This is a genomic window from Bradyrhizobium sp. 956_D2_N1_4 (assembly GCF_052076025.1).
In the GTDB taxonomy this organism is placed as follows: domain Bacteria; phylum Pseudomonadota; class Alphaproteobacteria; order Rhizobiales; family Xanthobacteraceae; genus Bradyrhizobium; species Bradyrhizobium barranii.
Window position 1 is genome coordinate 8,020,402 of record NZ_CP197237.1, and the last position, 24,096, is coordinate 8,044,497.

The 24,096-nt window shown below is 64.6% G+C and carries 23 protein-coding genes; 12 read left to right on the forward strand and 11 right to left on the reverse strand.

The window, feature by feature from the left end:
* The first annotated feature begins 11 nt into the window (after positions 1-11).
* The 4 genes from AB7535_RS37840 (at position 12) to AB7535_RS37855 (ending at position 4,232) form a co-directional block, all read left to right on the forward strand.
* Entirely contained in the window at positions 12-1,670 is a 1,659-nt protein-coding gene (locus AB7535_RS37840) for a caspase family protein (protein ID WP_439037547.1), read from the forward strand.
* A gap of 20 nt (positions 1,671-1,690) precedes the next feature.
* Positions 1,691-2,641, forward strand: a complete 951-nt coding sequence (locus AB7535_RS37845) for a formylglycine-generating enzyme family protein (protein ID WP_439037548.1) — start codon at positions 1,691-1,693, stop codon at positions 2,639-2,641.
* A gap of 81 nt (positions 2,642-2,722) precedes the next feature.
* Positions 2,723-3,154, forward strand: a complete 432-nt coding sequence (locus AB7535_RS37850) for a hypothetical protein (protein WP_063980026.1) — start codon at positions 2,723-2,725, stop codon at positions 3,152-3,154.
* 262 nt (positions 3,155-3,416) lie between these two features.
* Positions 3,417-4,232 (forward strand): N-acetylmuramoyl-L-alanine amidase, encoded by an 816-nt coding sequence (locus AB7535_RS37855; protein ID WP_354113310.1) that lies wholly within the window; start codon positions 3,417-3,419, stop codon positions 4,230-4,232.
* 96 nt (positions 4,233-4,328) lie between these two features.
* Here AB7535_RS37855 and AB7535_RS37860 read toward each other — a convergent pair whose 3' ends face one another.
* The 3 genes from AB7535_RS37860 to AB7535_RS37870 form a co-directional block, all read right to left on the reverse strand.
* Positions 4,329-5,939 carry a Na+/H+ antiporter gene (locus AB7535_RS37860; protein WP_439037549.1) on the reverse strand — a complete coding sequence of 537 codons (1,611 nt, stop codon included), beginning with the start codon at positions 5,937-5,939 and terminating at the stop codon, positions 4,329-4,331.
* 46 nt (positions 5,940-5,985) lie between these two features.
* Positions 5,986-6,855, reverse strand: a complete 870-nt coding sequence (gene bla / locus AB7535_RS37865; RefSeq protein ID WP_354113312.1) for a class A beta-lactamase — start codon at positions 6,853-6,855, stop codon at positions 5,986-5,988.
* A 145-nt stretch (positions 6,856-7,000) separates the two neighbouring features.
* Positions 7,001-7,375: a nuclear transport factor 2 family protein gene (locus AB7535_RS37870; protein ID WP_007598116.1), complete on the reverse strand. Its 375-nt coding sequence runs from the start codon at positions 7,373-7,375 to the stop codon at positions 7,001-7,003.
* 94 nt (positions 7,376-7,469) lie between these two features.
* On the opposite strand from AB7535_RS37870, the gene AB7535_RS37875 reads away from it, so the two are divergent.
* Together AB7535_RS37875 and AB7535_RS37880 are read left to right on the forward strand one after the other, a co-directional pair.
* Complete coding sequence (locus AB7535_RS37875; protein WP_354113313.1) at positions 7,470-7,898, forward strand: GFA family protein; 429 nt, start codon at positions 7,470-7,472, stop codon at positions 7,896-7,898.
* Positions 7,899-8,070: 172 nt separating this feature from the next.
* The gene (locus tag AB7535_RS37880) at positions 8,071-9,867 is read left to right on the forward strand and encodes a caspase family protein (RefSeq protein ID WP_354113314.1); all 1,797 of its coding nucleotides are present in this window, start codon (positions 8,071-8,073) and stop codon (positions 9,865-9,867) included.
* A gap of 16 nt (positions 9,868-9,883) precedes the next feature.
* Here the strand turns inward: AB7535_RS37880 and AB7535_RS37885 are convergent, their stop codons facing one another.
* Positions 9,884-10,570, reverse strand: coding sequence for a DUF1345 domain-containing protein (locus AB7535_RS37885; RefSeq protein WP_063980020.1), 687 nt, complete (start codon positions 10,568-10,570; stop codon positions 9,884-9,886).
* 213 nt (positions 10,571-10,783) lie between these two features.
* The gene (locus AB7535_RS37890; protein WP_028149141.1) at positions 10,784-11,707 is read right to left on the reverse strand and encodes a polyprenyl synthetase family protein; all 924 of its coding nucleotides are present in this window, start codon (positions 11,705-11,707) and stop codon (positions 10,784-10,786) included.
* A gap of 161 nt (positions 11,708-11,868) precedes the next feature.
* Here AB7535_RS37890 and mtgA point away from each other — a divergent pair, with 161 nt between their 5' ends.
* From mtgA to AB7535_RS37905, 3 genes are all read left to right on the forward strand, one after another.
* Complete coding sequence (gene mtgA / locus AB7535_RS37895; protein ID WP_166347818.1) at positions 11,869-12,543, forward strand: monofunctional biosynthetic peptidoglycan transglycosylase; 675 nt, start codon at positions 11,869-11,871, stop codon at positions 12,541-12,543.
* 169 nt (positions 12,544-12,712) lie between these two features.
* The gene (gene rpmF / locus AB7535_RS37900) at positions 12,713-12,895 is read left to right on the forward strand and encodes a 50S ribosomal protein L32 (RefSeq protein ID WP_028149139.1); all 183 of its coding nucleotides are present in this window, start codon (positions 12,713-12,715) and stop codon (positions 12,893-12,895) included.
* Positions 12,896-13,038: 143 nt separating this feature from the next.
* Complete coding sequence (locus AB7535_RS37905; RefSeq protein ID WP_071917057.1) at positions 13,039-13,674, forward strand: hypothetical protein; 636 nt, start codon at positions 13,039-13,041, stop codon at positions 13,672-13,674.
* 92 nt (positions 13,675-13,766) lie between these two features.
* Here the strand turns inward: AB7535_RS37905 and AB7535_RS37910 are convergent, their stop codons facing one another.
* Positions 13,767-14,027, reverse strand: a complete 261-nt coding sequence (locus AB7535_RS37910) for a hypothetical protein (protein WP_354113315.1) — start codon at positions 14,025-14,027, stop codon at positions 13,767-13,769.
* A gap of 221 nt (positions 14,028-14,248) precedes the next feature.
* Here AB7535_RS37910 and AB7535_RS37915 point away from each other — a divergent pair, with 221 nt between their 5' ends.
* Positions 14,249-15,943 carry a bifunctional diguanylate cyclase/phosphodiesterase gene (locus tag AB7535_RS37915; protein WP_354113316.1) on the forward strand — a complete coding sequence of 565 codons (1,695 nt, stop codon included), beginning with the start codon at positions 14,249-14,251 and terminating at the stop codon, positions 15,941-15,943.
* A gap of 175 nt (positions 15,944-16,118) precedes the next feature.
* On the opposite strand, the gene AB7535_RS37920 is transcribed toward AB7535_RS37915, so the two are convergent.
* On the reverse strand, positions 16,119-16,487 hold the full coding sequence (locus tag AB7535_RS37920) for an antibiotic biosynthesis monooxygenase family protein (protein WP_354113317.1): 369 nt from the start codon (positions 16,485-16,487) through the stop codon (positions 16,119-16,121).
* 97 nt (positions 16,488-16,584) lie between these two features.
* Here AB7535_RS37920 and AB7535_RS37925 point away from each other — a divergent pair, with 97 nt between their 5' ends.
* Positions 16,585-17,055 (forward strand): MarR family winged helix-turn-helix transcriptional regulator, encoded by a 471-nt coding sequence (locus tag AB7535_RS37925; protein ID WP_166347826.1) that lies wholly within the window; start codon positions 16,585-16,587, stop codon positions 17,053-17,055.
* 126 nt (positions 17,056-17,181) lie between these two features.
* Positions 17,182-17,481, forward strand: coding sequence for a hypothetical protein (locus AB7535_RS37930; RefSeq protein ID WP_038942196.1), 300 nt, complete (start codon positions 17,182-17,184; stop codon positions 17,479-17,481).
* 32 nt (positions 17,482-17,513) lie between these two features.
* Here the strand turns inward: AB7535_RS37930 and AB7535_RS37935 are convergent, their stop codons facing one another.
* The 4 genes from AB7535_RS37935 to AB7535_RS37950 all read right to left on the reverse strand — a co-directional run bounded on the left by AB7535_RS37935 (position 17,514) and on the right by AB7535_RS37950 (position 23,979).
* Complete coding sequence (locus AB7535_RS37935) at positions 17,514-20,381, reverse strand: PAS-domain containing protein (RefSeq protein ID WP_439037550.1); 2,868 nt, start codon at positions 20,379-20,381, stop codon at positions 17,514-17,516.
* A gap of 363 nt (positions 20,382-20,744) precedes the next feature.
* Positions 20,745-21,620 carry an acyl-CoA acyltransferase gene (locus tag AB7535_RS37940; protein ID WP_085404032.1) on the reverse strand — a complete coding sequence of 292 codons (876 nt, stop codon included), beginning with the start codon at positions 21,618-21,620 and terminating at the stop codon, positions 20,745-20,747.
* 95 nt (positions 21,621-21,715) lie between these two features.
* Positions 21,716-22,696: an amino acid--[acyl-carrier-protein] ligase gene (locus tag AB7535_RS37945; protein ID WP_166071877.1), complete on the reverse strand. Its 981-nt coding sequence runs from the start codon at positions 22,694-22,696 to the stop codon at positions 21,716-21,718.
* 65 nt (positions 22,697-22,761) lie between these two features.
* Positions 22,762-23,979, reverse strand: a complete 1,218-nt coding sequence (locus AB7535_RS37950; RefSeq protein ID WP_283017859.1) for an acyl-CoA dehydrogenase family protein — start codon at positions 23,977-23,979, stop codon at positions 22,762-22,764.
* Positions 23,980-24,096: the final 117 nt, after the last annotated feature.

Below are 24,096 nucleotides of genomic sequence, written 5' to 3' on the forward strand. Positions count from 1 at the left end.
TGGGGGGAATTATGCGCTGGGTGGCGGCTACCATTCTTGCGCTCGTTTTTTACGGGTTCGCGGGTCAGGCGCTGGCCGAGAAGCGCGTCGCTCTGGTGATTGGCAATTCGTCGTACCGGAATGTCCCGAGCCTTCCGAATCCCCGGAATGACGCCGCCGAGATTGCCTCCCTGTTCAGATCTGCAGGATTTTCCGCGGTCGATGCCCGCCGTGATCTTGGGATTTCAGACATGCGGCGCGCGATCAGCGATTTCGCCGAGATGGCAAGCGATGCCGACGTGGCCGTCGTCTATTTCGCCGGCCATGGCATCGAGGTCGATGGTGCAAACTACGTCATCCCCGTCGACGCGAAGTTGTCGCGCGATTTCGACATCGAGGATGAGGCTATTTCCCTCGATCGCATTCTGAAATCGATCGAGCCCACCAGGCGGCTTCGCCTCGTCATCCTGGATGCGTGCCGGGACAACCCGTTCTTGAAGACCATGAAGCGAACCATAGCGTCCCGATCGATCGGTCGCGGGTTGGCGAAGGTCGAGCCCGCGATATCCGATACGCTGATTGCCTTCGCGGCCAAGGCCGGATCGGTTGCGTTGGACGGCGATGCCAAAAACAGTCCCTTCACGGCCGCGCTGCTGCACAACATCGCCGCTCCCGGCTTGGACTTGAGGATTGCATTCGGCCGAGTTCGCGACGAAGTGCTGCAGGTCACCAATCGTCACCAGGAGCCGTTCGTCTATGGATCACTGGGCGGCTCTGTCATCTCGATCGTCGATGCACCGAAACTGCCGCCACCGCCAACGACGGATGACATCGTCTGGAACGCCGTGAAGGATTCGACCTATCCGGCCGTGTTCGAGGAGTTCATCGCGAAGTTTCCGACGACGCCACATCTGAAGGCGGCCCAATCACGGCGTGATGAGCTCAAGCAGGCGCAAGCTGCGGCTGCCGCGCGCATACCCCCGCCGCCGACCGCCGACGAAATCGTCTGGGCGGCGATCAGGGATTCGAACTATCCCGCGATCTTCGATGATTTCCTCAGCAAGTTTCCAGCCAGCAAGCATCGAGCCGAGGCGCAATCGCGCGCCGACGAGCTGCAAAAGCAGATCGCCGCCGCTGCCGCCCGCGTTCCACCGCCTCCGACCGCCGACGAGGTCGTCTGGGATGCCATCAAAGGCTCGACGTATCCGGCAATCTTCGATGATTTCGCCAGCAAGTTTCCGGCAAGCCCGCATCTGGCGGACGCCCAGAGGCGCAGGGATGAGCTGAAAAAGCAGATTGCCGCCACGCAAGCTCCGCCACCTCCCGCCGCCGAGGACATCGTCTGGGCCGCGATCAAGGGATCGCGCGATCCCGCGATCTTCGATGAGTTCGTGAGTAAATATGTGGCGAGCCCGCACATCGCGGCCGCACGACAGCGCGGGGATGACCTGCGGAAGGAGATCGCCGCCGCTCAAGCGCCGCCACCTCCGCCTGCAGATGAGATCGTCTGGAACGCGATCAAGGAGTCGCACGACCCCGCGATCTTCGAGGAATATTCCGCCAAATATTCGAACAGTTCGCACCTCTCCGCCGCACTGTCGCGTCGTGACGAGCTGAAGAAGGAACGCGCGGCGGCAGCGGCACCTCCTCCGCCCCGCTCGCAACCGATGAGATCGTCTGGAACGCGATAAAGGACGGCCGGTCGCCGGCCATGTTCGAAGAATTTCTGAGAAAATTTCCCGAAAGCTCGCGGTCGGCAGAGGTTCGCGAGCGGCTCAAGGCGTTACAGGCGGTGCAGGTGGCCTCCACCAACGCCACGCTTCCGGCTCCTGACACGACCCAGCAGCGCGAAGGATTGACGGCGCTCGGCATCAAGGTGTTGTCCGATTCGGAAGAGGCGGCTCTGAAGCAGAAGGCCAGCTTCAAGGAATGTGAAAAGTGTCCGGAGATGGTTGTGGTCCCGCCGGGCGCGTTCATGATGGGGACGTCGGAGAGTGCATCGAAACGCACCGCGGAATCGTCTCGCCACAAGGTGACGTTCGCCCATTCATTCGCGGTTGGCCGTTACGCTGTCACGTTTGCGGAATGGGACGCCTGCGTCGCCGATGGGGGATGCAATGGGTACAAGCCCTGGGACAACGGTTGGGGCCGCGGGAGACGACCGGCGATCAACATTTCCTGGTCGGATGCCAAGAGCTATGCAGCCTGGTTGTCGGCCCGCACCGGCAAGACGTACCGCCTCCTGAGCGAAGCCGAGCGGGAATATGTGACGCGCGCGGGAACGACGTCATCGTTCTGGTGGGGAGTCTCCGTGTCTCGGGGCCAGGCCAACTACGATGACAGGGCCAGCCAGGACAAGAATGCAAAGGGTGCCTCCGGGCAAAAGACGGCTCCTGTCGATTCCTTCCAGCCGAATCCGTGGGGCCTCTATCAGGTGCACGGCAATATCTGGGAATGGGTCGAGGATTGCGTCAACGACACTTATGAGGGCGCGCCTGTGGACGGGAGTCCTTGGCTGAAAGGCCGATGCGAGCAGCGTGTCCTCAGGGGAGGCTCCTGGGTCAGCAAGGCGGATGCAGTCGAAGCGGGGAGCCGTTACGGCGTGCAGTCCGAAGGACGCGTGAGCAACGTTGGATTTCGAGTCGCGAGAACCTTGAGATAGCCGGGCACGAGTGCATCGGCCTCGCCAGCCGGAACAATCCCATACAATAACTCTAAGATTTTTTCATTGGAGACTTATGAAATGACAACCTACCCGGTACGCCTACCGTCGGCCCTCTTGATCAAAATCACCGCGGGGCTCGTCCTGTTCTTCGGAATCCTCTGTGGCGCACATGCGGGCGGGGGGAACACGTCGCTCGTCGTGAAATCGGGCGAGGCAAAGGAAATCTGCAAATGCGGCGGACACTGGCGCGTCGACAGCAGTGGCAAGGTCTGGCCCGTCAGCATTGAAGTCGTGACTCCGCCGAAGAGCGGTGCCGTGACGACGCGAGCGAGCACCGGGCAACGCAAATTGAGAAGCGGAGAGGCCAAGACCGTGCGGCTCACCAGCGTGGTGTACCAATCCAAGAAGGGGTATGTCGGTGAAGACTCCTTCACGTATCGGCGCGTGACGGCGGACCCTACCGACCCGGATAATGGCAAGGTATACACAGTCGCCGTCACCGTCAGGTAGTTGCGATGGGGGCGGATAGGAGCCCTAAGATCTGCCCCCTTCGGCCTGCGATAAAGGCGGCGATTGCGCTGCGCCAACCCACTTCACGAAGCCGTTCTTGCGTTGACGTCTTCCCGCGTCCGCGCCAATCTTCCCGAAAATCAAATCGGGAGGATCCGCCATGCTCCGCGCCGAGGACAACAAGTTCCAGATCGAGTCCGGCTCGGTCCCGGCGGACGCTATGCCCGAGCTGTCCGATCTGATCGTGGCAGCGGAGTAGGACTTGTCGTTAGGACGGGGCATCGTCACAATTCTCCTCGTGTCGCTGGTCGCACTGTTGCTTCCGTCGATCGACGCGGGCCGTGCTGCCCCGGCCCGGAAGGTTGCGAAAGCCAGACCTAAGCCTGCGCCCGCACCAGCCAAATGTGAGATGCCGAAATTCCGGATCGTCGTCGACGTCGGGCACACCCCGGACTCCTACGGCGCTCTCAGCGCGCGCAATGATCCGGAGTTCGGCTTCAACTTCCGGCTCGCAAGGCTGGTCACGGCAAAACTCAAATCCGAAGGCTTTACCGCAACCCGGCTGCTCGTCACGGACGGCAAGGCGCGGCCGAGCCTGTTCAAGCGCGTCAGTGCCGCGAATGACGGCCGGGCCGATCTCGTGCTGTCGATCCATCACGACTCAGTGCCGGACAAGCTGCTCGAGACCTGGGAATTCGACGGCGCAAAGAGCTATTTCAGCGACCGCTTCTCAGGTCACTCGCTGTTCGTGTCCGAGCGCAATCCGCACTTCACCAGCAGCCTGAAGCTGGCCCGGATGATCGGCAGGCAGTTGAAGGAGCAGGGGCTGCACTACGCCAGCCAATACACCCTGCCGGTGATGGGCCGCTACCGGCGCCAGCTGCTCGACAAGGATGTCGGCGTCTACCGCTATGACGGGCTCATCGTGCTGTCGCGAACGCGAAGCGCGGCAGTGCTGCTCGAAGCCGGCTCGATCATCAACCGCGACGAGGAGATGGAGATGAACTCGTCGGAGCGGCAGGAGTTGATTGCGGGCGCCGTCGCGGCGGGGGTCGGGGAATTTTGCGAGCGGCGATAGTTGGCGCTGCCGTCATTGCGAGCGAAGCGAAGCAATCCAGAGTCTTTCCACGGCAGCAGTCCGGATTGCTTCGCTTCGCTCGCAATGACGAAAAAGCTACAACGGCACCCCCCGATACTCCCTGTTCGCCAGGCTTGCCTCTTCCAGGTCCAGGTCGCGCTCGATCCGGCGCCGCGTCTCGTCGGTGATCTGGCCGTCGCGCAGGAGGTCGTGGATGAACTTTCGCTCGGCGACGATCAGGTCGCGAGTCAGGGCGGTGCCGGCGGCGGAGACGTCGTGATGGTTGGGGTCGAGTGAATCCGGAAGCTGGTTGACACGAATCTCGTGACGCGCGCGCAGGAGCCGCATCACCTCGTCCGACACATCCTTTTCCTCGGTCATCGCGTCGAGCGACTTCAGCGCCGCCTCGAGCGCCTGGCGGCGTGCCGCGATCTCGGCCTCGTGCTCGGCGACATGCTCGTTGCGGCCGGCCTCGGCGACACCGAGCCAGCGCACCACCGGCGGAAGCGTCAGGCCGACGCCGATCAGCGTCACGAAGATGACTCCGAAGGCGACGAACAGGATCAGGTCGCGATACGGGAAGGCATTGCCATCAGGCAACGCGAACGGCAGCGCCAGCGCGGCCGCCAGCGACACCGCGCCGCGCACGCCGGTGAAGGCGAGCACGAACGGCCATTGCCATGGCGGCGATGGGTCACGCTTGCGTAGGCTCTTGCTCAATATCCGCGGCAGATAGATCGCAGGATACAGCCAGACGAAGCGTGCGATGACGATGACCGCCAGGACCACCGCGGTCGCGATCATGATATCGTCGAGCGGAAACGCCTTCGACTTCTCGTAGAGTGCCCGCATCTGGAAGCCGGTGAGCAGGAATAGCAGGCCCTCGATCAGATAGATGATGAGATCCCAGAAGAAGATGCCTTGCAGGCGGGTCGACGCCGAGATCAGCAGCGGCCCGTTCCAGCTCACATAGAGGCCGCAGGCCACGGTCGCGATCACGCCGGAGCCGCCGAGATGCTCGGGCAGCCAGTAGGAGACGTAGGGCGTGATCAGCGACAGCGTCAGCTCGACCTGCGGATCCCTGGACCATTTGCGGAAGCGAAGGGAGAGCCAGCCAATGCCGATGCCAAAGGCGATCTCGCTGGCGACGATGAGGACAAACTCGCCAGCCGCCAGCGGCAGTGAGAAATGGCCGACCATGATGGCCGCAAGCGCGAAGCGGTAGAGGATCAGAGCGGTCGCGTCGTTCGCGAGCCCTTCGCCCTCGAGGATGACCAGGAGCCGGCGCGGTATGTTCAGACGGCGCGCGATCGCGAGCGGCGCCACCACGTCGGGCGGCGCGACGATGGCCCCCAGCAGGAATCCGATGGTCCAGGGCAGGCCGATCACATAATGCGTGGCCGCAGCCACCAGCGCCGCGGTGAAGATCACCGCGCCGACCGCGAGCAGCACGATCGGCCGCAGATTGTTCCTGAACTCGCGCCAGCTCATCGCGACGCTCGCCGAGTAGATCAGCGGCGGCAGCACCATCAGCAGCACCAGTTCCGGCGGCAGTTCCACCGGCGGCATGCCCGGCACGAAGGCGAGGCCGACCCCGGACAGCATCAGGAGAATGGCGGGTGCGATGTTGAAGCGGCGGGCGACCAGCGCGGTGCCGGCCAGCACCGTGAGCAGGATGAGAAAGGTCTGAAATTTCGCTGCGATCATGGCCTGTCTTGGCCCGGAAGCGGCCAAAAGGTCAATGCGTCGCGGCTCACGCCAGCCGTTCGGCCACCATGCGTCCGACGCGCGCGAACACGGCTTCGATCTGCGCGGCGTTGGGCCTGCCGCCCTGGGTATAGGCCGCGATCAGGATTGGTACGTCCGCCTTGTTGTCGAGCTTGGGCCAGACGACCGCGATATCGCCCGACGCATCCTTGCCGTTGTTACCGGTCTTGTCGCCGATCTTCCAGCCTGCCGGCAGGCCGCCGCGCAGCCGATTGGCGCCGGTCTTGCAGCCCACCATCCATTCGGTGAGCTGGGTCCGCGAGGCCGGCGACAGTGCTTCGCCTACCACCAGCCGCTTCAGATTGCCGGCCATCGCCGCCGGCGTCGTGGTGTCCTGGGGATTGCCGAGCGGTGAGCGGTTGAGCTCGGGCTCGTTGTGGTCGAGCCGCGAGGTGGTGTCGCCGAGCGATCGCCAGAAGGCCGTGAGCGCGGCGGGGCCGCCGATCCGCGCCAAGAGCAGGTTGGCGCAGGTGTTGTCGCTGAGCTCGACGATCGCCTTGCACATGTCGGTCACCGACATCGTGCCGGCGGCGAGATTTTGTTTGGCGACCGGCGCGTAGTCGAGCAGGTCGGCCTTGCCGTAGGGGATCATGGCCGCACGCTGCTCCTCGCCGCGATCGGCCCGCGTCAGCACGCAGGCCGCGAGCGAAGCCTTGAACGTCGAGCACATGACGAAGCGCTCGTCGGCGCGCCATGCGAGCTTCGCGCCAGTCGCGAGGTTCTCGGCATAGACCCCGATCCGGCCGCCGGTTTCGCGCTCGTAGGATTCGAGCTCGGGTGGCGCCTCCGCGGCGAGCGCGGGGGAGGCGGCCATCCAGCAGAGAGAGGCGAGCAGGGTACGGCGGTCGAGCGGCATAAGGGACTTTCAGGCATCGTCATTGCGAGCGCAGCGAAGCAATCCAGAATCTTTCCGCGGAGACAGACTGGATTGCTTCGCTGCGCTCGCAATGACGGAGAATGCGGGGCGAGTGTGCCGGATTTCGGGCAGTGCGAGGGTGCCCTCACTCCCTCAGGTCATACCGGTACGATTTCGACACGATCTGCCAGCCGTCGGCGAGCTTCATCGCCACCAGATAGTCCGTGAAAAAGCGCGGCGGCAGCTGGCACCTGACCTTGATGAAGGCGGTCTTGTCGTCCGAGCGGTCGATGGTGACGATGAAATCCTCGCGCGGCTTGCCTTCGGCCTTGCCGGAAGGGCGCTTGCGGACGCGATCGAGCCAGTCGGGCACGGTCAGCACCTGAAGCTCGCCCTTCTCGACCCAGCGCAAATCGGCGGAGGGATGGAAGATGGCGCCGAGTTTTTCGGCATCGCCCTCGTAAAGTCCGTCGAAATAGGATTGCACGACGGCTTCGACGCTCGAACGGTTCTGGCTCATGGGTCATCCCTTTGAATGATGGCTCGGGGCGAACTTAGTCGTACACATCAAAATGCGCTATGGGTGTCTGCGCCAATTGCGCGAGGACGCTGGAATGACCGGATCAGAAAATTCGAACGCTCGGATCCTCACCGGTGAATGCTATTGCCGTGCCGTGCGCTACGAGGTCGTGGACGCGTTCTCTTACGCACTGAACTGCCACTGTTCGAACTGCCGCCGCACCACCGGCTCCGCCTTCAAGCCGTTCGCCGGGATCGTGCAGGACAAGCTCCGCATCGTCCGTGGCGAGGACCAGCGCCTCATCTATGGCGACGACACAACCCACGACGCGCACTGCGCCCGCTGCGGCTCGTTGCTTTATTCCCGGGTGCGCGAGGGAAAATGGGTCCATGTCGCCATGGGAACCCTGGTTGACGCCCCCTCGATTCGGCCGAGCGCCCACATTTTCGTGGGCTCGAAGGCGCCCTGGCATGAGATCACGGACGAGCTGCCGCAATACCGGGGACACATCGGGGGTGACTGAGCGCATACTTGGCCTGCGCCAGCGAACCGCTATCGCTCTGGCGAGACTAAAGAGTTCCTTGGCAGTTTGCAGGCATCGTCTTCGTGATCTCAATCACAAATGCGACGGCGGATTCTGCTAAGGCAATCCCCAAAGGGCGACCGAATTGTTCCCGATCTCTGGAAGTTCTGTCATGCGTAGCCTGCTCGGACTTTGTCCGCTTTTTCTGGCTCTCTTGTTCGGCGCTGCGCCCGCTCTCGCCGGAAAGCGCGTGGCGCTGGTCCTTGCCAACTCGTCCTATCAGTACGCGCCGTCGCTCGCGAACCCCGTCAATGACGGTGCAGTGATGGCGAAGACGCTGAAGGACGCCGGCTTCGAAATTGTGGAGTCCCGGCATGATCTGTCCGCGCTGGAGACGCGGCGCGTGCTGCGCGATTTTGCCGATGCGACGCGCGATGCCGACATCGCCGTGGTCTACTATGCCGGCCACGGCATCGAGGTCGAAGGCTCGAACTATCTGATCCCTGTTGACGCCAAGCTCGAACGCGACACCGATGTCTACGACCAGGGGCTGTCGCTCGACCGCGTCCTGGTCACGGTCGAGCCCGCCAAGCAGCTTCGCCTGGTGATCCTCGACGCCTGCCGCGATAATCCGTTCGGCAAGACCATGAAGCGCACGGTTGTCTCGCGCGGCATCGGCCGCGGCCTGGCCCAGGTCGAGCCGAACAGCCCCAACACGCTGATCGCGTATTCGGCCAAGGCCGGCTTCACGGCGCAGGACGGCGACGGCGCCAACAGCCCCTTTACTATGGCACTGTCGAAGCATCTGACGACGCCGGGCCTCGACGTCCGCCGCGCCTTCGGCTTCGTGCGCGACGACGTGCTCAAATCGACCGGCAACAAGCAGGAGCCGTTCGTGTACGGCTCGCTCGGCGGCGAGGACGTGCCGCTGGTGCCGGTCAAGGTGGTCGCGGCCGCTCCGGTGGCGCCGGTGGCGAGCCCGCAGGCGGCCGATATCCGCCGCGATTACGAACTCGCGCTCCAGGTTGGCAACAGGCCGGCCTGGGAAGCATTCCTGGCCCAGCATCCTGACGGCTTCTATGCGAATCTCGCCAAGCTTCAGGTCGAAAAAATCGGTGCCGAGCAGGCCCATGCGGCGGCCACCGAGAAGGCGAAGCAGGCCGAGGCCGAACGCGATCGTCTTGCCACCTTCGGCGCGCAGAAGGATGCGCAGGCCAAGGCTGCGGCTGATGCGAAAGCCGCCGAGCAGGCGCAGCTCGCCGCGCAGAAGGCCAAGGAGCAGGTGCAGCAGCAGGCGGCCGCGGCCGAGCAGCAGCGCGTCAACCTCGCCGCAGCGGCGCCAGGTGCTGCACCCGCCAGCACGGCGAGCCCCGCCGGCACCAGCGTCGCTTCGCTGACGCCGACGACCACGCCGGTCGACCTCAGCCGCTTGGTGCAGACCGAGCTCGGCCGCGTCGGCTGCTTCTCCGGGCAGGCCGATGGCAACTGGAATACGACTTCGCGGCGCTCGCTGTCGCAGTTCAACCGCTATGCCGGCACCAGGCTCGACGTGAAAGTGGCGAGCACAGATGCGCTCGATACGGTCAAGTCAAAGCCGTCGCGCGTCTGCCCGCTGGTCTGCGAGCACGGCTTCAAGGCCGACGGCGACAAGTGCACGAAGATCGTTTGCCGTGAGGGCTATGCGATCAACGATGACAATGAGTGCGAGAAGCAGCGCGTCGCCAAACCTGCGACGGCCAAGCCCGCAACTGCCAAGCGCGACGACGGCGATGAGCGTCCCGCACGGCAGCGCCGTCAGGCCGGTGGCGCGGCGGGCATTGCGGCTGCCGCGAGCGCCGGCCGCGCCTCGGGTGGCGGGCAGATTTTCTGCAATGGCGGCAGCTGCCGCCCGGTCAACCACGGCTGTCATCTCGAATATCGCGGCGGCGGCGGCCCCGGCAACGACGCCAATGCCGAGGTGTGCAACTAGGATCGCGCCGTCGACGTCAGTTCGAGATCGCGCTTGCCGCGATGTTCACTGTCAGCGCCAGCAACGCCGTGTTGTAGATGAACGACACGATGCCATGCGCGGTCGCGGTGCGGCGGATGGTCTTGTCGGTGATGCCGACGTCGGAGACCTGCGCGGTCATGCCGATCACGAACGAGAAATAGACGAAGTCCCAATAATCGGCGTGATCTTCCTTATCGCCGCTCGGAAACTGCAATCCGCCCGGCGGGTGCCGGTAATAATCATGGGCGTAATGCAGCGCGAAGGTCGTGTGCACGGCGGCCCATGACAGCGCGATGGTGGCGATCGCGATGGTCAACTCCCACGCCCCGCGATGCGGCGTGCCGAGCTCAGACATGATCGCTGCGATGCTGGCGAAGGCGCCGATCGCCGTCACCAGCAGGATCACGAAGCGGCCGTCGTCCTGCATTGCGGCACTGCGGCGGATGTGCTGCTGGTCGTTGCACAGCATCATTGCGTAGACCAGCACGAGATAAACCGCGATCAACGCATCCCAGCCGAACAGCAGCCGCGTCACCAGCCGGTGCGATCCCGGCAGCAGCAGGCAGACCAGGATGCCGGCAGCGAGCGCGATAAAGGTGCGCGGCCGCGCATAGATCAGCCGCATCGGCCGCGACATCTTGCGGAAGCGGACGAGGACGGGATCGTCTTTGTCGGTGGCCATGATGGCTCCAGCCCTCTCGCTCAACTCTCGTTGTCGCCGCAGCGGCGGCCTGCTCCCTCGCCCCGCTTGTGGGGAAAGGGTCGGGGTGGGGGGCGCCTCCGCAAGGACGGTGAGAGCTGGATTCGCGGAGGCTCCCCCTCACCCGATATTCAAGCCGTGCCTGAATATCGACCTCTCCCCGCAAGCGGGGCGAGGTGAAGACCGTGCACTACATCAGTTCTTCCGCTCGGCGACGAAGCGCGCGGCGGCCTGCAGAACGGCGGCGCGGTCGCCGAAGATCGACACGGCGCCGTCGGCCCGCGCGAGCAGGTCGCGCACGCGCTGCTTGGCGCCTTCGATGCCGAGCTGGGTGACGAAGGTGGTCTTGCCGAGCGCGGCATCGGCGCCGGCCGGCTTGCCGAGTGCTGCCGCATCGCCCTCGACGTCGAGCAGATCGTCGGCGATCTGGAAGGCTTCGCCGAGCGCGCGGCCGTAATCGTCGAGCGCCTGATATTCCTTTTGCGAGGCCTGGCCGAGGATCGCGCCCGCGATGCAGCCGTAGCGCAGCAGCGCACCGGTCTTCATCTGCTGAATGCGGGCGACATCGATCGGCTCGTTGCCGCCAAAACGGCCTTCGCCGGCGAGATCGAGAATCTGGCCGCCGACCATGCCGCCGATGCCGGCGCAGCGCGCCAGCGCGCGCGTCAGCAGAAGGCGCACATTGGCGTCGCGGTGGATCTCATCGCGGGTGATGATGTCGAAGGCGAGCGTCAACAGGCCGTCGCCGGCGAGGATCGCAGTCGCGTCATCGGTCTTCTTGTGCAGGGTGGGACGGCCGCGGCGCAGGTCCGAATTGTCCATCGCCGGCAAATCGTCATGGATCAGCGAGTAGCAGTGGATGCATTCGAGCGCGGCGCCGGCGAGCAGGGCGGCCTCGCGGGGAACGCCGAACACGGCCGCGCTCTCGACCACCAGGAACGGCCGCAGACGCTTGCCGCCGTTGAGGCTCGAATAGCGCATTGCGTCCATCAGTCGCTTGGGACGGGCGATCTCATCGTGCAGGATGTCGTCAGCCAGCAGGCGTCCAAGCAGGGCTTCGGTGTCATCAGCGGTCTTGTCCAGGCGTTTGGCGAAATCGGACGGGGACGTGCCGGTCATCAAGAAGGGCTCCAGAACTAAAATTCGGCGGGACAATCCTTTATGCGCCCGCCTCAGTCAATCGTTTGGAAGGCCTAAAAAGTGCTGGAAAAGGCCCGAATTATCACAGACTTAATGGCGGGATCCGTGGCCGCGTTTCATTTTGCGCCGGAAAGGTCGATTTGCGCATCGTCAAGATCCTGCTGGTAGCGCTCGTGGTCGTGGCTCTCGCGCCCTACATGATCGCGCCGTTCTACCGCACCGGCCATCCCGTTTCGACGCTGATGGCCTGGCGGTCGCTCCGGGGTGCGCCGATGCATCGGGAGTGGATTGATCTGGCCGCGATGTCGCCCTCGCTGCTGCGATCGGTGGTGGCGGCCGAGGACGCCCATTTCTGCAAGCATCATGGCATCGACTGGGGCGCGCTGCGCGAGGCGATCGACGATGCGAAGGAGGACGGTACGCCCTTCCGGGGCGCCTCCACCATCACCCAGCAGGTGGCAAAAAACCTGTTCCTCTGGCAGGGGCGGGATTTCGTCCGCAAGGCGCTGGAATTCCCGCTGGCGCTGTGGATCGATCTCGTGCTGCCCAAGGCGCGAATCCTCGAGATTTACCTCAACATCGCCGAGCTCGGTCCCCAGGGCCAGTTCGGGGTCGAGACGGCCAGCGCCTATGCCTTCGGCAAATCGGCGGCCAACCTCTCGCCTCGGGAGGCGGCACTTCTGGCCTCGATCCTGCCCAATCCGGTCAAACGGAGCGCCCGGACCCCCGGGCCTGGCGTCCGGCGGCTGGCGGGGACCTATGTGGCGAGGGCGCAGGCGAACTCGCTTTTGACCTGCTGGCGGGAAATTCGCTGATTTTGGGCCCTTTTCGGACGTATTTTCCGGTCCAAAAGCCTAGATTTACGGCCAGCCTTCCTCTATAAGCCCGGCCTTGATCGGCATTCAGCTCGCCTCGGTTTGCGGGTGCTGAGCCGTCCCCTCGCGGACGATGCCCTGACAACACCAATCCCTAGAGGATATTGAAATGGCCGTTCCGAGAAGAAAAACCTCGCCGTCGCGTCGTGGCATGCGCCGCTCGGCAGACGCCATCAAGAAGCCGACCTATGCGGAAGACAAGGACTCCGGCGAGCTCCGTCGTCCGCACCATCTCGACCTCAAGACCGGCATGTACAAGGGCCGTCAGGTCCTGAAGAAGAAAGAGTCCTGAATTTAGGACCTTTCTCCGGGCAGGATCATTTCGCCTGCCTGATTTCGGCCACCCAATGAGATATGACAATGACGGCGGCGGAGCTAATGCTTCGCGGCCGCATTGTCCTGTCCGGATATCTTGATCGAGAAGGCATTTCGCCGATGGTCGGTTTCCCGCTGCTCCTGATCCCGCTCGCGGTCTACAACATCATCGCCTTCCTGATGCCGTCCGTGTCCTTCACGGACGTGCTGTTCAAGGTGCCGATGATCACGGGCGAGACCTGGCCGGTCACGCTTGCCGACGTGATGCTCGCGCTCGGTATCGTCTTGCTGCTGTTAGAGGTGGTCAAAGGCGCGCGGCCCGGCTCGAAATTCCTGATGGATCATCTGCTGTCGCTGATCGTGTTCGGTGCTGCCGCGGCCGAATTCGTGATGTGGCCCAAGTTCGGCAACTCCACCTATTTCCTGCTGGTGCTGCTCGCGATGGCCGATTTCCTCGGCGGTATCGCCCAGCGCACGCGCCGCCGCGTCACCTATGTCGCGGAGACGACAGTGCCGGCGCCGCGCAAGGCCAAGCGCCAGGCCGAAGCGGCAGCGGACGACGCGGCGCCCGAACCCAAGTTCGAGCCGGTGTCTGCGCCGGCGGTGCCACCCGCGCCGTCAGCGCAGTCGGTCGCCGAATCCGTGCTGAAGGATCACCCCGCGCCGAAGCCGGTGAACCCGCCCTCGCCGGAAATTCCCTCGCCGGATTTGCAACCGGGCAACGGCACGCCGCCGTCTCCCGACGCGCCGCGCTGATCGTGAGTCGCCGCCGCAATGGCGGTGCGCTCCCTCTCCCCGCAAGCGGGGCGAGGTGAAGGGCACCACCTCTCTCAGCAAATTCGTCGTGCTTAAGCCACCTGCCGCGTGCGCGCGGTGACGCTTCCGAGCGGGTGCTTGTCGCCATAGGCCATCTGCGCATCCTCGGACGAGGCGCGGCGGAGCCGGCTGGCCTGGGGCAGGTGCTCGGCATTGGCGATGAGTTGGGTGACGAAGCTCGGATCGGGACGGGGCAGCGGCGCCTTGTGGACCCACTGCAACGTCGGCAGCAGCGGCACCAGGGCCGTGCCCGCGCCATTGTCCGTGCAGTCCGATCGATCAGTACTTAACATCGCAATCACCGTTGATCCGGCGAGGCCTGTCGCGTTTCGAGACGCTGGCGCCGGTGCGTGTCATGTACTCGCAAGGCCTATGCCGGCCGGGCCGGTTTGGTTCCACGGGCCTGCGAAACATGGTTTCCAAATTGTTTATGAACTTTGCCTAGAGTCGGAGTCGAATCTGGCCGTATTCTGTGCCGACTCAGGACTCCCTGCTGTCCCGAAACGAGGCGATTTTGACCCCTGCATTGCCGCAAGCCTCCGACATCCTGGCCGCTCTTGGTCAGGCCGTTTTCGCCTGGGACATCGCCAGCGATTCCATCGTGTGGGGTGAGCAGGTCGCCAGCGTCTTTCCCGGCATCCCGCCCGAGCGGCTCGCGACTGGCGCCGAATTCGCCAAGCTGATCGAGCCCGCGCAGACGCTGCGGACCGCCGCGCTGGCGCAGACCTCGCCGGTGCACGGCGCCGACGGCACGCCCTACCGGGTCGAATACGGCGTGCGCATGAGCGCCGCCGATCCTGTGGTCTGGATCGAGGAGACCGGCCGCTGGTTCGCCGGCCCCGATGGCCGCCCGGTGCGCGCGATCGGCTCTATCCGCATCAACAATGAGCGCCACGCCCGCGATGAGGAATTGACCAAGCTGGCTCGGCTCGATCCGCTGACCGGCGAGCTCAATCGTTCCCACCTGATCGCGGCGCTGGCCGAGGCGATCGAGGAGACGACCCGCTTCCGCTCGACCGCAGCCTTCATGCTGGTCGGCATCGATCATCTCGCCCGCGTCAACGACGCCTTCGGCTTCGATGTCGCGGACGCCGTGATCCTCGACGTGGCCAAGCGCATCCGCGCCCGCCTGCGCGGCGGCGACGTGCTCGGCCGTTTTTCCGGCAACAAGTTCGGCCTGATCCTGAAGAACTGCACCGTCGATGACATGAACGTCGCCGCCGAGCGCTTCCTTGCCGGCATCCGCGACGAGGTGGTGCCGACCAAATCCGGCCCGGTCTCGGTCACAGCGTCGATCGGCGCGGTCAGCGTGCCGCGCTATGCCCGCAGCACCGACGAGGCCGTCAATCGCGCCCATGAGACGCTGGACGCGGCAAAACAACGCCGCGTCGGTTCGTTCGCGGCGTGGCGCCCGGATGCTGCGCGCGACGCACAGCGCCGCGTCAACATCCGTGTCACCGACGAGATCGTCACCGCGCTGAACGAGCGCCGCATCAAGCTCGCCTATGAGCCGGTGGTCGCGGCCGCCTCGCGCGAGTGCGCGTTCCACGAATGTCTGGTGCGGATGGACCAGGGCGACGGCCAGGTGCTGCTGGCGCCCGACATCGTGCCGGTTGCCGAACGGCTCGGCTTGATCCGCCTGGTCGATCACCGCGTGCTCGAGCTCGTGGTCGCCGAGCTCGCGTCCGCGCCCGACATCTGCCTCAGCCTCAACATCTCGCCTGATACGACGATGGATCCGGACTGGTGGGCTGGAATTGAGTCGCTGATGCTGGCCCATCCCGGCGTCGCCGAGCGGCTGATCGTCGAGATCACCGAGACGGTCGCGATCCAGGACATCGATGACGTGCGCGGCTTCGTCACGCGGCTGAAGAATTTCGGCAGCCGCATCGCCATCGACGATTTCGGCGCCGGCTACACCTCGTTCCGAAACCTGCGCAAGCTCGGCGTCGACATCGTCAAGATCGACGGCGCCTTCGTGCAGAACATCACCCGTTCCGCCGACGACCGCGCCTTTGTGCAGACCCTGATCGACCTCGCCCGCCGCCTCGACATCAAGACGGTCGCCGAGTGGGTGCAGGACGAAGAGGCCGCCGCCATGCTGCGCGACTGGGGCTGCGACTACATCCAGGGCCGCTTGATCGGGCTCGCCTCAGCCGACCGCCCATGGGGCACGCCGCCGGACAGCGCGCTGCCCGCGGCGAGCTGAGACATCGTAGGTGGACGAAGCGGCTTGTCCGCCGTAGCTCGAAGGGCGAAGGCGGAAGCGCGCCCACCCCTCGCGCCACATTCCTCCGTCATTGCGAGCGCAGCGAAGCGATCCAGAATCTTTCCGCGGCGGCAGTCTGGATTGCTTCGCTGCGCTCGCAATGACGATGAGGCAGCTACCCCACGCAAATACCGGGTACCGCGACCTTCTGGAACAGATGCGGGCTCGCGACCGCCGATGCGGGGTAGGCGGCAATCTTTGCGCGGAATTCCGGGTGGGTGAAAGCGGCGCGGAAATGCGCGTTGGATTCCCACACCGCGTAATTCAGATAGGTCGGGCTGTCGCCGACGGCGCGGTGAAGCTGGGTGGAGATGAAGCCGGGCTGGCGCTTCATGAAGGCGGCGTCGTCCTGCCACGTCTTGAGGAAGACCCGCTCATCCTCGGCGTCGAGCGTGAACACGTTGACGAGCACCACGGGGCCGGTTTCGAGCGCGATCTGACGGTCGATCGGGAAGGCAGGGTCGAGGGGACGCATGAGGGGCATGACATTGCTCCGGTCAAGTTGGTGTCATAATGTCAATTCGACAGTCCCGGATATAGGCAATTGACATCATGATGTCAATACGGAGCAATAGTTCCAAATGAACAAGACCAAACGGACCCCGGCGGGCGAAGCCCTGACCGGCCTCATCCTCGACCTGTTCCGCGCCAACAGCCTGCTTCTGACCGCTGGCGATCGGCTGGTGACGTCGCTCGGCCTCACCAGTGCGCGCTGGCAGATCCTGGGGGCGATCGCCGACGCCGAGCGCCCGGAGCCGGTCGCCTGGCTCGCCCGCAATCTCGGCGCCAATCGCCAGAACGTGCAGCGTATCGTCAACGACCTCGCGCGGGATGGTCTCGTCGTGTTCGAGACCAACCCGCATCACCGCCGGGCGCAGCTCGTGGTGCTCACCGACAAGGGCAGGCAGGTCTACGACGCCGCCGGCCGGTTGCAGGTCCCGTGGGTCAACGGCCTTGCGGATGGATTGTCGGTCAGGGATATCGACGTGGCCCATCGCGTCGTGACCGCACTGCGAGCCGGTCTGAAAGACGCCGGCGAAGCGAACGAATAAGCAAGCGAGGCGTCGGGGGACACGAGGCGTACATCGTGCGAGCCCATTTCGGACTCAAATCCGCCGCCGACTCAATCGATGTATCCAAATGCGGTTGGAGGCATGTCCTGAGTTGGGGAATTTGCCATGAGTGATGAAGATTTAATGCGTCATAAGAGACAGAAGCTGATTTCCACTGCCGAAGATATCGTGCGTGATGAGTCTTTCGAACTCTTGTCGCAGCAGCTCTGCGAAGGCGCTAGCTTTTCGGACGATGAATCCCCGTCGAACGACGTTTTTTTGCTTCTTGAGGAGAATGCGCGGCTTCGTGCGCTTGCCATCAGCCTTTCCAGCCTGGTCGGAGACCTCTCCGAACGGGAGTGGAGCAATGCGCTCGCATCGGCCGATCGTGCCACGCTCAATCGCCTGAGGTCGTGTCGGGCGTAACGATAGAGAGAGCGGCAAGGTGAAGCGGAGCGTCACGCCACGCGCCTGACCGCGTTCAGTCGCTCGATCGTGTGGCCGACCTCGGCTGCCGGGCACGGCCTGCCGAAATAATAGCCCTGGACCGCGGTGCAGCCGCATTCGCGGACGAAGTCGAGCTGCTCGATCGTCTCGACACCTTCCGCCGTGGTCTCGACGCCGAGCACGGAGCCGAGGCTGGCGATGGTGCGGACGATGGCGACGCTCTCCGGGCTTTCGCCGAGCGTGCCGACAAAGGAACGGTCGATCTTGATGCGGTCGAACGGAAACTTGCGCAAATAGCTCAGCGAGGAATAGCCGACGCCGAAATCGTCGAGGCTGACGCGCACGCCAAGAGCGCGGAGCTGGTGCAGGATCTCGATTGTCGCCTCGCTGTCGTCGAGCAGCGCTGTCTCGGTGACCTCGAGCTCGAGCCGCCGTGGCGGCAGGCCGGCTTCCGCAAGCGCGCTCGTGACCATCGCCACCAGTCCGCGCGAGCGGAACTGCACCGGCGACAAATTGACCGCGACGGTGACATCGGGCCAGGACGCCGCGGTCGCACAGGCCGTGCGCAGCACCCATTCGCCGATCGGGACGATCAGCCCGTTCTCTTCCGCGAGAGGAATGAATTCGGCCGGCGAGACCAAGCCGCGCGAGGGGTGTTTCCAGCGCAGCAGCGCCTCGAAACCGGTGAGCTCGGTGGTGTCGAGCCGCACCTGCGGCTGGAACACGAGGTGAAATTCGCGTGCCTCAAGCGCGCCACGCAGATCGTGCTCCAGCGCGTGCCGGCCGCGCGCCTGTTCCTCCATCTCCGGCTCGAACAGCTGGTAGGCGCCGCGCCCCTTGGCCTTGGCCTGGTACAGCGCAAGGTCGGCGCATTTCATCAGCTCGTCGGCATCGAGCCCGTGATCGGGCGCGATCGCGATGCCGACGGAAACGCCGACATGGATCGACTGGCTTTCCAGCGGCGGCGGGTGGCCGATGATCTCGACCAGGCGGCGGGCGAGCCGTTCCGCCGATTGCGGCTGCGGTCCGCGCTGGAGAACGGCGAACTCGTCGCCGCCGAGGCGGGCGACGGTGTCATGCTCGCCGACATTCTCCTTCAGCCGTGACGCGACCCAGCGCAGAAGCCGATCGCCGGCGGCGTGGCCGAGGCGGTCGTTGACCGTCTTGAAATTATCGAGGTCGAAGCACAGCACGGCCATCGCTCCGCCGGCGATCGCGACCTGGTTCAGTCCCTCGCCCATTTTCTCGCGGAACAGCGTGCGGTTGGGCAGGTCGGTGAGTGAATCGTGCTGCGCCATGTGCGCCACGCGGGCCTGGGCCTTGTGGCGCTCGGTGACGTCCTCATAGGTGACAACCCAGCCGCCGTGCTCCATCCGCTTGTGATTGAGCTTGATGATGCGGCCGTCGTTCAGGTGACGGTGCAGCGTGTGTTCGCCCTCGCGCAGCCTTTCGACATAGTCGGCATAGATCCTCGCGGCGGTCGTGTTCGGATGGATGCCGAGGTCGCAGCTATGCTCCATGATCTCGCGCATCGAGACGCCGGGCTTCACGACATCGGGCGACAGCCCATACATCTCGATGTAGCGGCGATTGCAGACGATGACGCGCAGGCTCGCATCGAGCATGCACAGGCCCTGGCTCATGTTGTTCAGCGCCGCGTCGAAGCGGCGGTATTGCTCGCTCAGCTCTTCGATCGCGCGCTCGCGGTCGGTGATGTCCTCGTAGGTGGCGACGAAGCCGCCCTCGGGCAGCGCGCAGTAGCGCACCGAGATCACGGTGTCGTTCGACATGCGCCGGCGCATCGGCGAGGAATCGTGGTTCGCGATCCTCGCACTGGCGGCTTCCAGCAGCTGTTGCGGACTGTATTCGGATACGAACGCCCCGTTCACCATCGACCGCTCGATCAGCTCGCCGAGATGCGTGCCAGGCCTGGTTTCCTCCGGCGACAGCCGATAGATCTTGCGGTAGGTGGTGTTGCAGACGCGCAGGCGCATGTCGCTGTCGTAGAAGGCGAGCCCGTGCGCCATGTTCTCCAGCGCCGCATCGAGGATGAAGTTCTGTTGCCGCAGCGCTTCTTCGTACTGCAGCCGCTCGGTGACGTCCTCATGCACCGTCACCCAGCCGCCGTCGGGCAGGAAGCGGGACACCGCCTGCACCATCCGGCCGTCATAGCGCATCACCAGCAGGCTCTTCGCCTTTCTGCTGCGCACATCCTCCAGCCTGGTGTCATGGAACTCGTCGGCCGACATGCCCGGCAGGTTGCCGCGCGACATCCAGTGTTCGATCACTGAGCAATGCGAGACGCCCGGCTTCACGATGTCGGGGTCGAGATTGTAGAGGTTCAGAAACCGCTCATTGCAGACGACGACACGGCTGTCGCCATCGTACATGATGAGGCCGTGCGACATGTTGGCGAGCGCGTGCTGGCTGCGCTCCGTCTGCACGCGTAATTCCGCCTCGAGCCGGGCGAGGCGGCTGACGTCATCGCAGATCGTCATCCAGCCGCCGCCGGGAAGCGGCTTCAGCTCGAGCGCCATGACGAGTCCGCTCGCGAGTGTCTGTTCGGTGCGGAACGGCTGCCCGCCTGCGATCTGCGCGATTCGCTTCGTATACAGCGCGTCGATCTCGTGTTGCGGAAAGTTGCCGCGCGCCGCGCTGTGTGCGAGCACCTCGCGGTAGCTCGTGCCGACATGCACGATGTCGGCCGACATGTCGAACAGCGACAGATAGCTCTGGTTGACCAGCACGATCCGGTTGTCGGCGTCGTAGACGCAGACGCCCTGCTCCATGTGATCGAGCGCAAGCTGGCTCAGCCCGACGAGGGCCTGCGGGCCCTCTGCGTGGCGTGCACCAAGCTCGTTATCGCGGATCGGCGTCATGGGATCGACGGGTCTCGGCCGGCAATAGATTTAACGCAACGTAATTCAGCCACTGAGCGTAACGAAGAGGCCGGAAAATTCCCTTAAGCGCAGTAGTTTACGGAGGGTGACTGGGGATGCGGAGCGGCGTGCGCCAAGCGCGCGAATGCGGAAGTGCCTGCAAGCCAGAGTTGGCCGAGAGCCTGCAACAAATCAGGTGTCGTCCCTGCGAACGCAGGGACCCATACCCCCAGGAAGAGGTTTGGCGAAGACTGGCAGTGAGCGGGTCTCCCGCAGTACCAATACCCGCCCCTACCGACAGATCACGCGGTATGGGTCCCTGCGTTCGCAGGGACGACAGCGGATGTTTGGGTCGAGTGTCCCTTACGGCCCGTACAGCACGAGTTCCGTGTCCGTGAGGTCGCCGAGCTGCGGCCGGTGCGGGCCCTTGAAATATTTACGACCGCGCCGCTCGGTGTAGATGCCGGCGAGGCCGGGTATCGGGCCATTGGAATCGATCGCCACCGAGATCTTGCCGAGTCGCAGCAGCAGCCGGCCGATGCGGCCTGCGCAGGCGGCGTATTCGGCGGCGCTGCGGCAATAGATCAGCTTCATCGCCGGCGGCGCGATGAAGCCGCGGCGGATGCGCACCGGCTGCAGGATGAAGGGGAACGTCCCCTTCGGCGTGCGGCAGACCAGGCTGAGGCAATTGTAGCGGGCATGCCGCGTGAGGAGCTGCGTCTCGTCGTCGGTCAGCCCTTCGATCGTCTTGGCGTGCTGCGAGATGACCTCGATCTTGCTCCAGCGCGGAGGGCGCGCGAGGGCGGGCACGGAGAAGAAGATGCCGTGGCAATAGGCACGAAAGCCCTGCGTCTCGATGATCGGCCAGGTCCACGGCGCCGGGCTGATGTTGAGATAGGTGACATCCTTGTGCCGCTGCGCGATCTTGGTCAGCAGCGGGGCGTAGTTCCGGTAGGCCGGATCGACATACCAGCTCGACAAATTGCACTGGATGGCGGCCTCTTCGCCGTGCTTTCGCGCCGTGTAGATCAGCAGCAGCACGCCGACGGGCGCGCCGTCATTGTCGAGCATGTAGCCGAAACGCGGATAGCCCTCCGGCACGGGCCGGAAGGCCTGTCGGCGCAGCCCCTGAATCCAGTAATTGCGCGAGCGGCCGACGAAGCCGCGCGTCAGCAGGTCCGCGACCGCATCGACGTCGGCCTCGGTGATCTCGCGGCATCGGACCTTGGTGTGGATCACGCTCGTTTTACCCGTGGAAATGGGAGGCCTCGTTCGCTCTATCGTTTCAGCACGATCTTTTCGGAAAACCGCCCCGCACTTTTCCGGATCATGCTCTAGCGCCAGCCTTCACCATGGGCATCGGCCGTGACTAACGGCTGCATGCCCATGATCTCCCGCACCTTGGCGGGCCAGGCGGCGAGATCGGTGCCGTGGGTGTGGAACATGGCGACGGCCAGGCGGTCCATGCCGAAGGCGACGCAGCCGGTGTGGGCCGGTTCGCCATTGGCGTCCTGGATGCCCCAGGTCGTGCCGAAATGCTCGCGGTGATAGTTGAAGCTCATGCAGGCGGTCGGCTGATCCTCCGAGCGAAGCGGGATCAGGAGCTCGAACTTGAGCTGCTGCTGCTTCTGGCTCACCGCCTTGATCTGGCCGACGCGGCCGAAGAAGGGGTCGCTGGCATAGTCGACGCGGAAGGTCAGGCCGAGGTCGCGGGCAATCGCCTGCGCGCGCACCATCCAGCGCTCGCGGAAATCGGCGACGTCGTCGGGGCTGCCGATGCAGACATATTCGCGCATCCGGAACGATTGCAGCCGGTCGAGATGTTTCGACGGCTCGCGGCGGAAGCAGTCGGCGGCGACGTCGAAGCGCAGGCCGCCGTTCGGCAAAGGTCCGCGGCTCGCGGCGATCGGATAGACCGGGTAGCACGCGGCGGGCGACAGCACGAGGTCGGCCGGCGAGAGCGATGAAGTCCAGTCGCCGCCGGCATCGAAGCGGCTCACCGCCGCGTTGATCTCGCGTTCGGTGCCGTGCAGGCCGCAGACGCAGCCGAGCAGGTTCGGAAAGCTCTTGAGATAGCCGGATTTCTCGAGCTGGGCCCGGCTCATCACCGGCGGAAAGCGCATGACCTCGGTGCCGGTCTCGCGATGGCTCGTGATCAGCGCGGCGAGACGCTCGACGACGCCCTCATAGAGCGCGGTGCGGGCGTAGACGCCGTCCGAGCCCATGGGGTGGAACAGCTTGTCAGCGAGATGATCGAGCGGATCGGCGATTTGCGGCGCGGTCTCGGGCGAGCTGGGGAGAACAGCAATGTTCATGTTCGACTTCCTGCTATCTGAAATTGTTCTTTTTGGCCGAAAGGCACGTCAGTCGCGAAGGCTTTCTAGTCCCGAAGGCTTGCCGGAATGCCGCTCATCAGCGTCGAAGTGGCGGCGTTGGCGAGAATGCGGTCGTTGTTGATCATGATCGGCGAGGACAGCACGTCGCGCAGGTGGCGGCCCATGGTGAATTCGCCGTCGTTGCGGTAGCCGGAGAGGCCCGCGGTGCGCATCGCATGCATCACGGTCTCGACCGCGAGCTCGGAGGCCTGCACCTTCAACAGCGTGATCGAGGACTGGAAATCGAGCGAGCTCAGCGCACGCTCGTCATGCTCGGCGCGGGCAAAGGTGTCGACATTGGCTGCGATCAGCGCGCGCAGCTTGGCCAGCGACATCTTCGCAGCCGTGAAATGCGCCGCGGCCGGCGGCATCTGGCCGCCCGAGGTGCGGGCCGCCTTGCGAACGAAAGCCTGCGCACGGGTCACGGCCGCAGCTGCGATGCCGGCCCAGGCCGAGGACCAGCACAGATGCGCGAACGGCGTCATGGTCTGGGCATGGATCTTGTCATAGGATTCCGGGAAGATGCGGTCGGCCGGGCAATCGACCTTCAGCTCGAAGCCGGTCGAGCAGGTGCCGCGCATGCCGAGCGTCTCCCAGCCCTGCGTCTGCTTCAGCGAATAATCGTCCTTGGCGAGCGCCAGCAGAACCTGGTCGGAGGCGGCGGCCTCGGTGGCGCGGCGGGCGATGGTGACGAGGCCGTCGGCCTCCGCACCGTAGGAGATCACGGTGGCGTCGCGCATCAGCGAGACTGCGTCGCCGGCGTGGTCGACTGCCGCGGCGCTAGCGCGGATGTTGCCGCCGTTCTGGCCTTCGGTGGTGGAGGAGGCGAGCAGCCACTGGTCGCGGGCGACCCGGCGCATCATCGTTTCCATCCAGGGGATGCCGTGGCCGTGCCTGATGACACAGGCGACCTTGGTCGTGTGCATCGCATAGATCATCGCGGTCGAGGCGCAGGCGCGCCCGAGTGTGTAGCAGATGTCGGTGACGTCGTAGATCGAAGCGCCAAGGCCGCCGAACTCGACCGGGATCATGACGCCGAGCAGTTTCTGCTCACGCGCGACCTCGAAAGCCTTGTGGGGGAAGCGGGCGTCGCGATCGACCCCGTCCGCGTCGGCCGCCGCCGCAGCGGCTGTCCGGGTAGCGCGTTCGATGAGGGAGGGGCCGTGTTCGAGAAAGCTCGTTTGCGTTTCGTCGACAGTGAGGACTGCTTCACGCACGTTCATACTCGTCCGCCTCCGGTTTGCCGTTCAGGATCGCCGGCATCATTCGCGATGCCGTGCAAGCGATCCTCCGACCATTTTGCTTGTGAGACGAGGCTACGGATTTAATTCAAATTCGTC

Coding starts and splice junctions, on each gene's coding strand:
- AB7535_RS37840 (WP_439037547.1), top strand. CDS start 12: ATGCGCTGGGTGGCGGCTACCATTCTTGCGCTCGTTTTTTACGGGTTC.
- AB7535_RS37845 (WP_439037548.1), top strand. CDS start 1,691: ATGTTCGAAGAATTTCTGAGAAAATTTCCCGAAAGCTCGCGGTCGGCA.
- AB7535_RS37850 (WP_063980026.1), top strand. CDS start 2,723: ATGACAACCTACCCGGTACGCCTACCGTCGGCCCTCTTGATCAAAATC.
- AB7535_RS37860 (WP_439037549.1), bottom strand. CDS start 5,939: ATGATCGCAGCGAAATTTCAGACCTTTCTCATCCTGCTCACGGTGCTG.
- bla (WP_354113312.1), bottom strand. CDS start 6,855: ATGCCGCTCGACCGCCGTACCCTGCTCGCCTCTCTCTGCTGGATGGCC.
- AB7535_RS37870 (WP_007598116.1), bottom strand. CDS start 7,375: ATGAGCCAGAACCGTTCGAGCGTCGAAGCCGTCGTGCAATCCTATTTC.
- AB7535_RS37875 (WP_354113313.1), top strand. CDS start 7,470: ATGACCGGATCAGAAAATTCGAACGCTCGGATCCTCACCGGTGAATGC.
- AB7535_RS37880 (WP_354113314.1), top strand. CDS start 8,071: ATGCGTAGCCTGCTCGGACTTTGTCCGCTTTTTCTGGCTCTCTTGTTC.
- AB7535_RS37885 (WP_063980020.1), bottom strand. CDS start 10,570: ATGGCCACCGACAAAGACGATCCCGTCCTCGTCCGCTTCCGCAAGATG.
- AB7535_RS37890 (WP_028149141.1), bottom strand. CDS start 11,707: ATGACCGGCACGTCCCCGTCCGATTTCGCCAAACGCCTGGACAAGACC.
- rpmF (WP_028149139.1), top strand. CDS start 12,713: ATGGCCGTTCCGAGAAGAAAAACCTCGCCGTCGCGTCGTGGCATGCGC.
- AB7535_RS37905 (WP_071917057.1), top strand. CDS start 13,039: ATGGTCGGTTTCCCGCTGCTCCTGATCCCGCTCGCGGTCTACAACATC.
- AB7535_RS37910 (WP_354113315.1), bottom strand. CDS start 14,027: ATGTTAAGTACTGATCGATCGGACTGCACGGACAATGGCGCGGGCACG.
- AB7535_RS37920 (WP_354113317.1), bottom strand. CDS start 16,487: ATGCCCCTCATGCGTCCCCTCGACCCTGCCTTCCCGATCGACCGTCAG.
- AB7535_RS37925 (WP_166347826.1), top strand. CDS start 16,585: ATGAACAAGACCAAACGGACCCCGGCGGGCGAAGCCCTGACCGGCCTC.
- AB7535_RS37930 (WP_038942196.1), top strand. CDS start 17,182: ATGAGTGATGAAGATTTAATGCGTCATAAGAGACAGAAGCTGATTTCC.
- AB7535_RS37935 (WP_439037550.1), bottom strand. CDS start 20,381: ATGACGCCGATCCGCGATAACGAGCTTGGTGCACGCCACGCAGAGGGC.
- AB7535_RS37945 (WP_166071877.1), bottom strand. CDS start 22,696: ATGAACATTGCTGTTCTCCCCAGCTCGCCCGAGACCGCGCCGCAAATC.
- AB7535_RS37950 (WP_283017859.1), bottom strand. CDS start 23,979: ATGAACGTGCGTGAAGCAGTCCTCACTGTCGACGAAACGCAAACGAGC.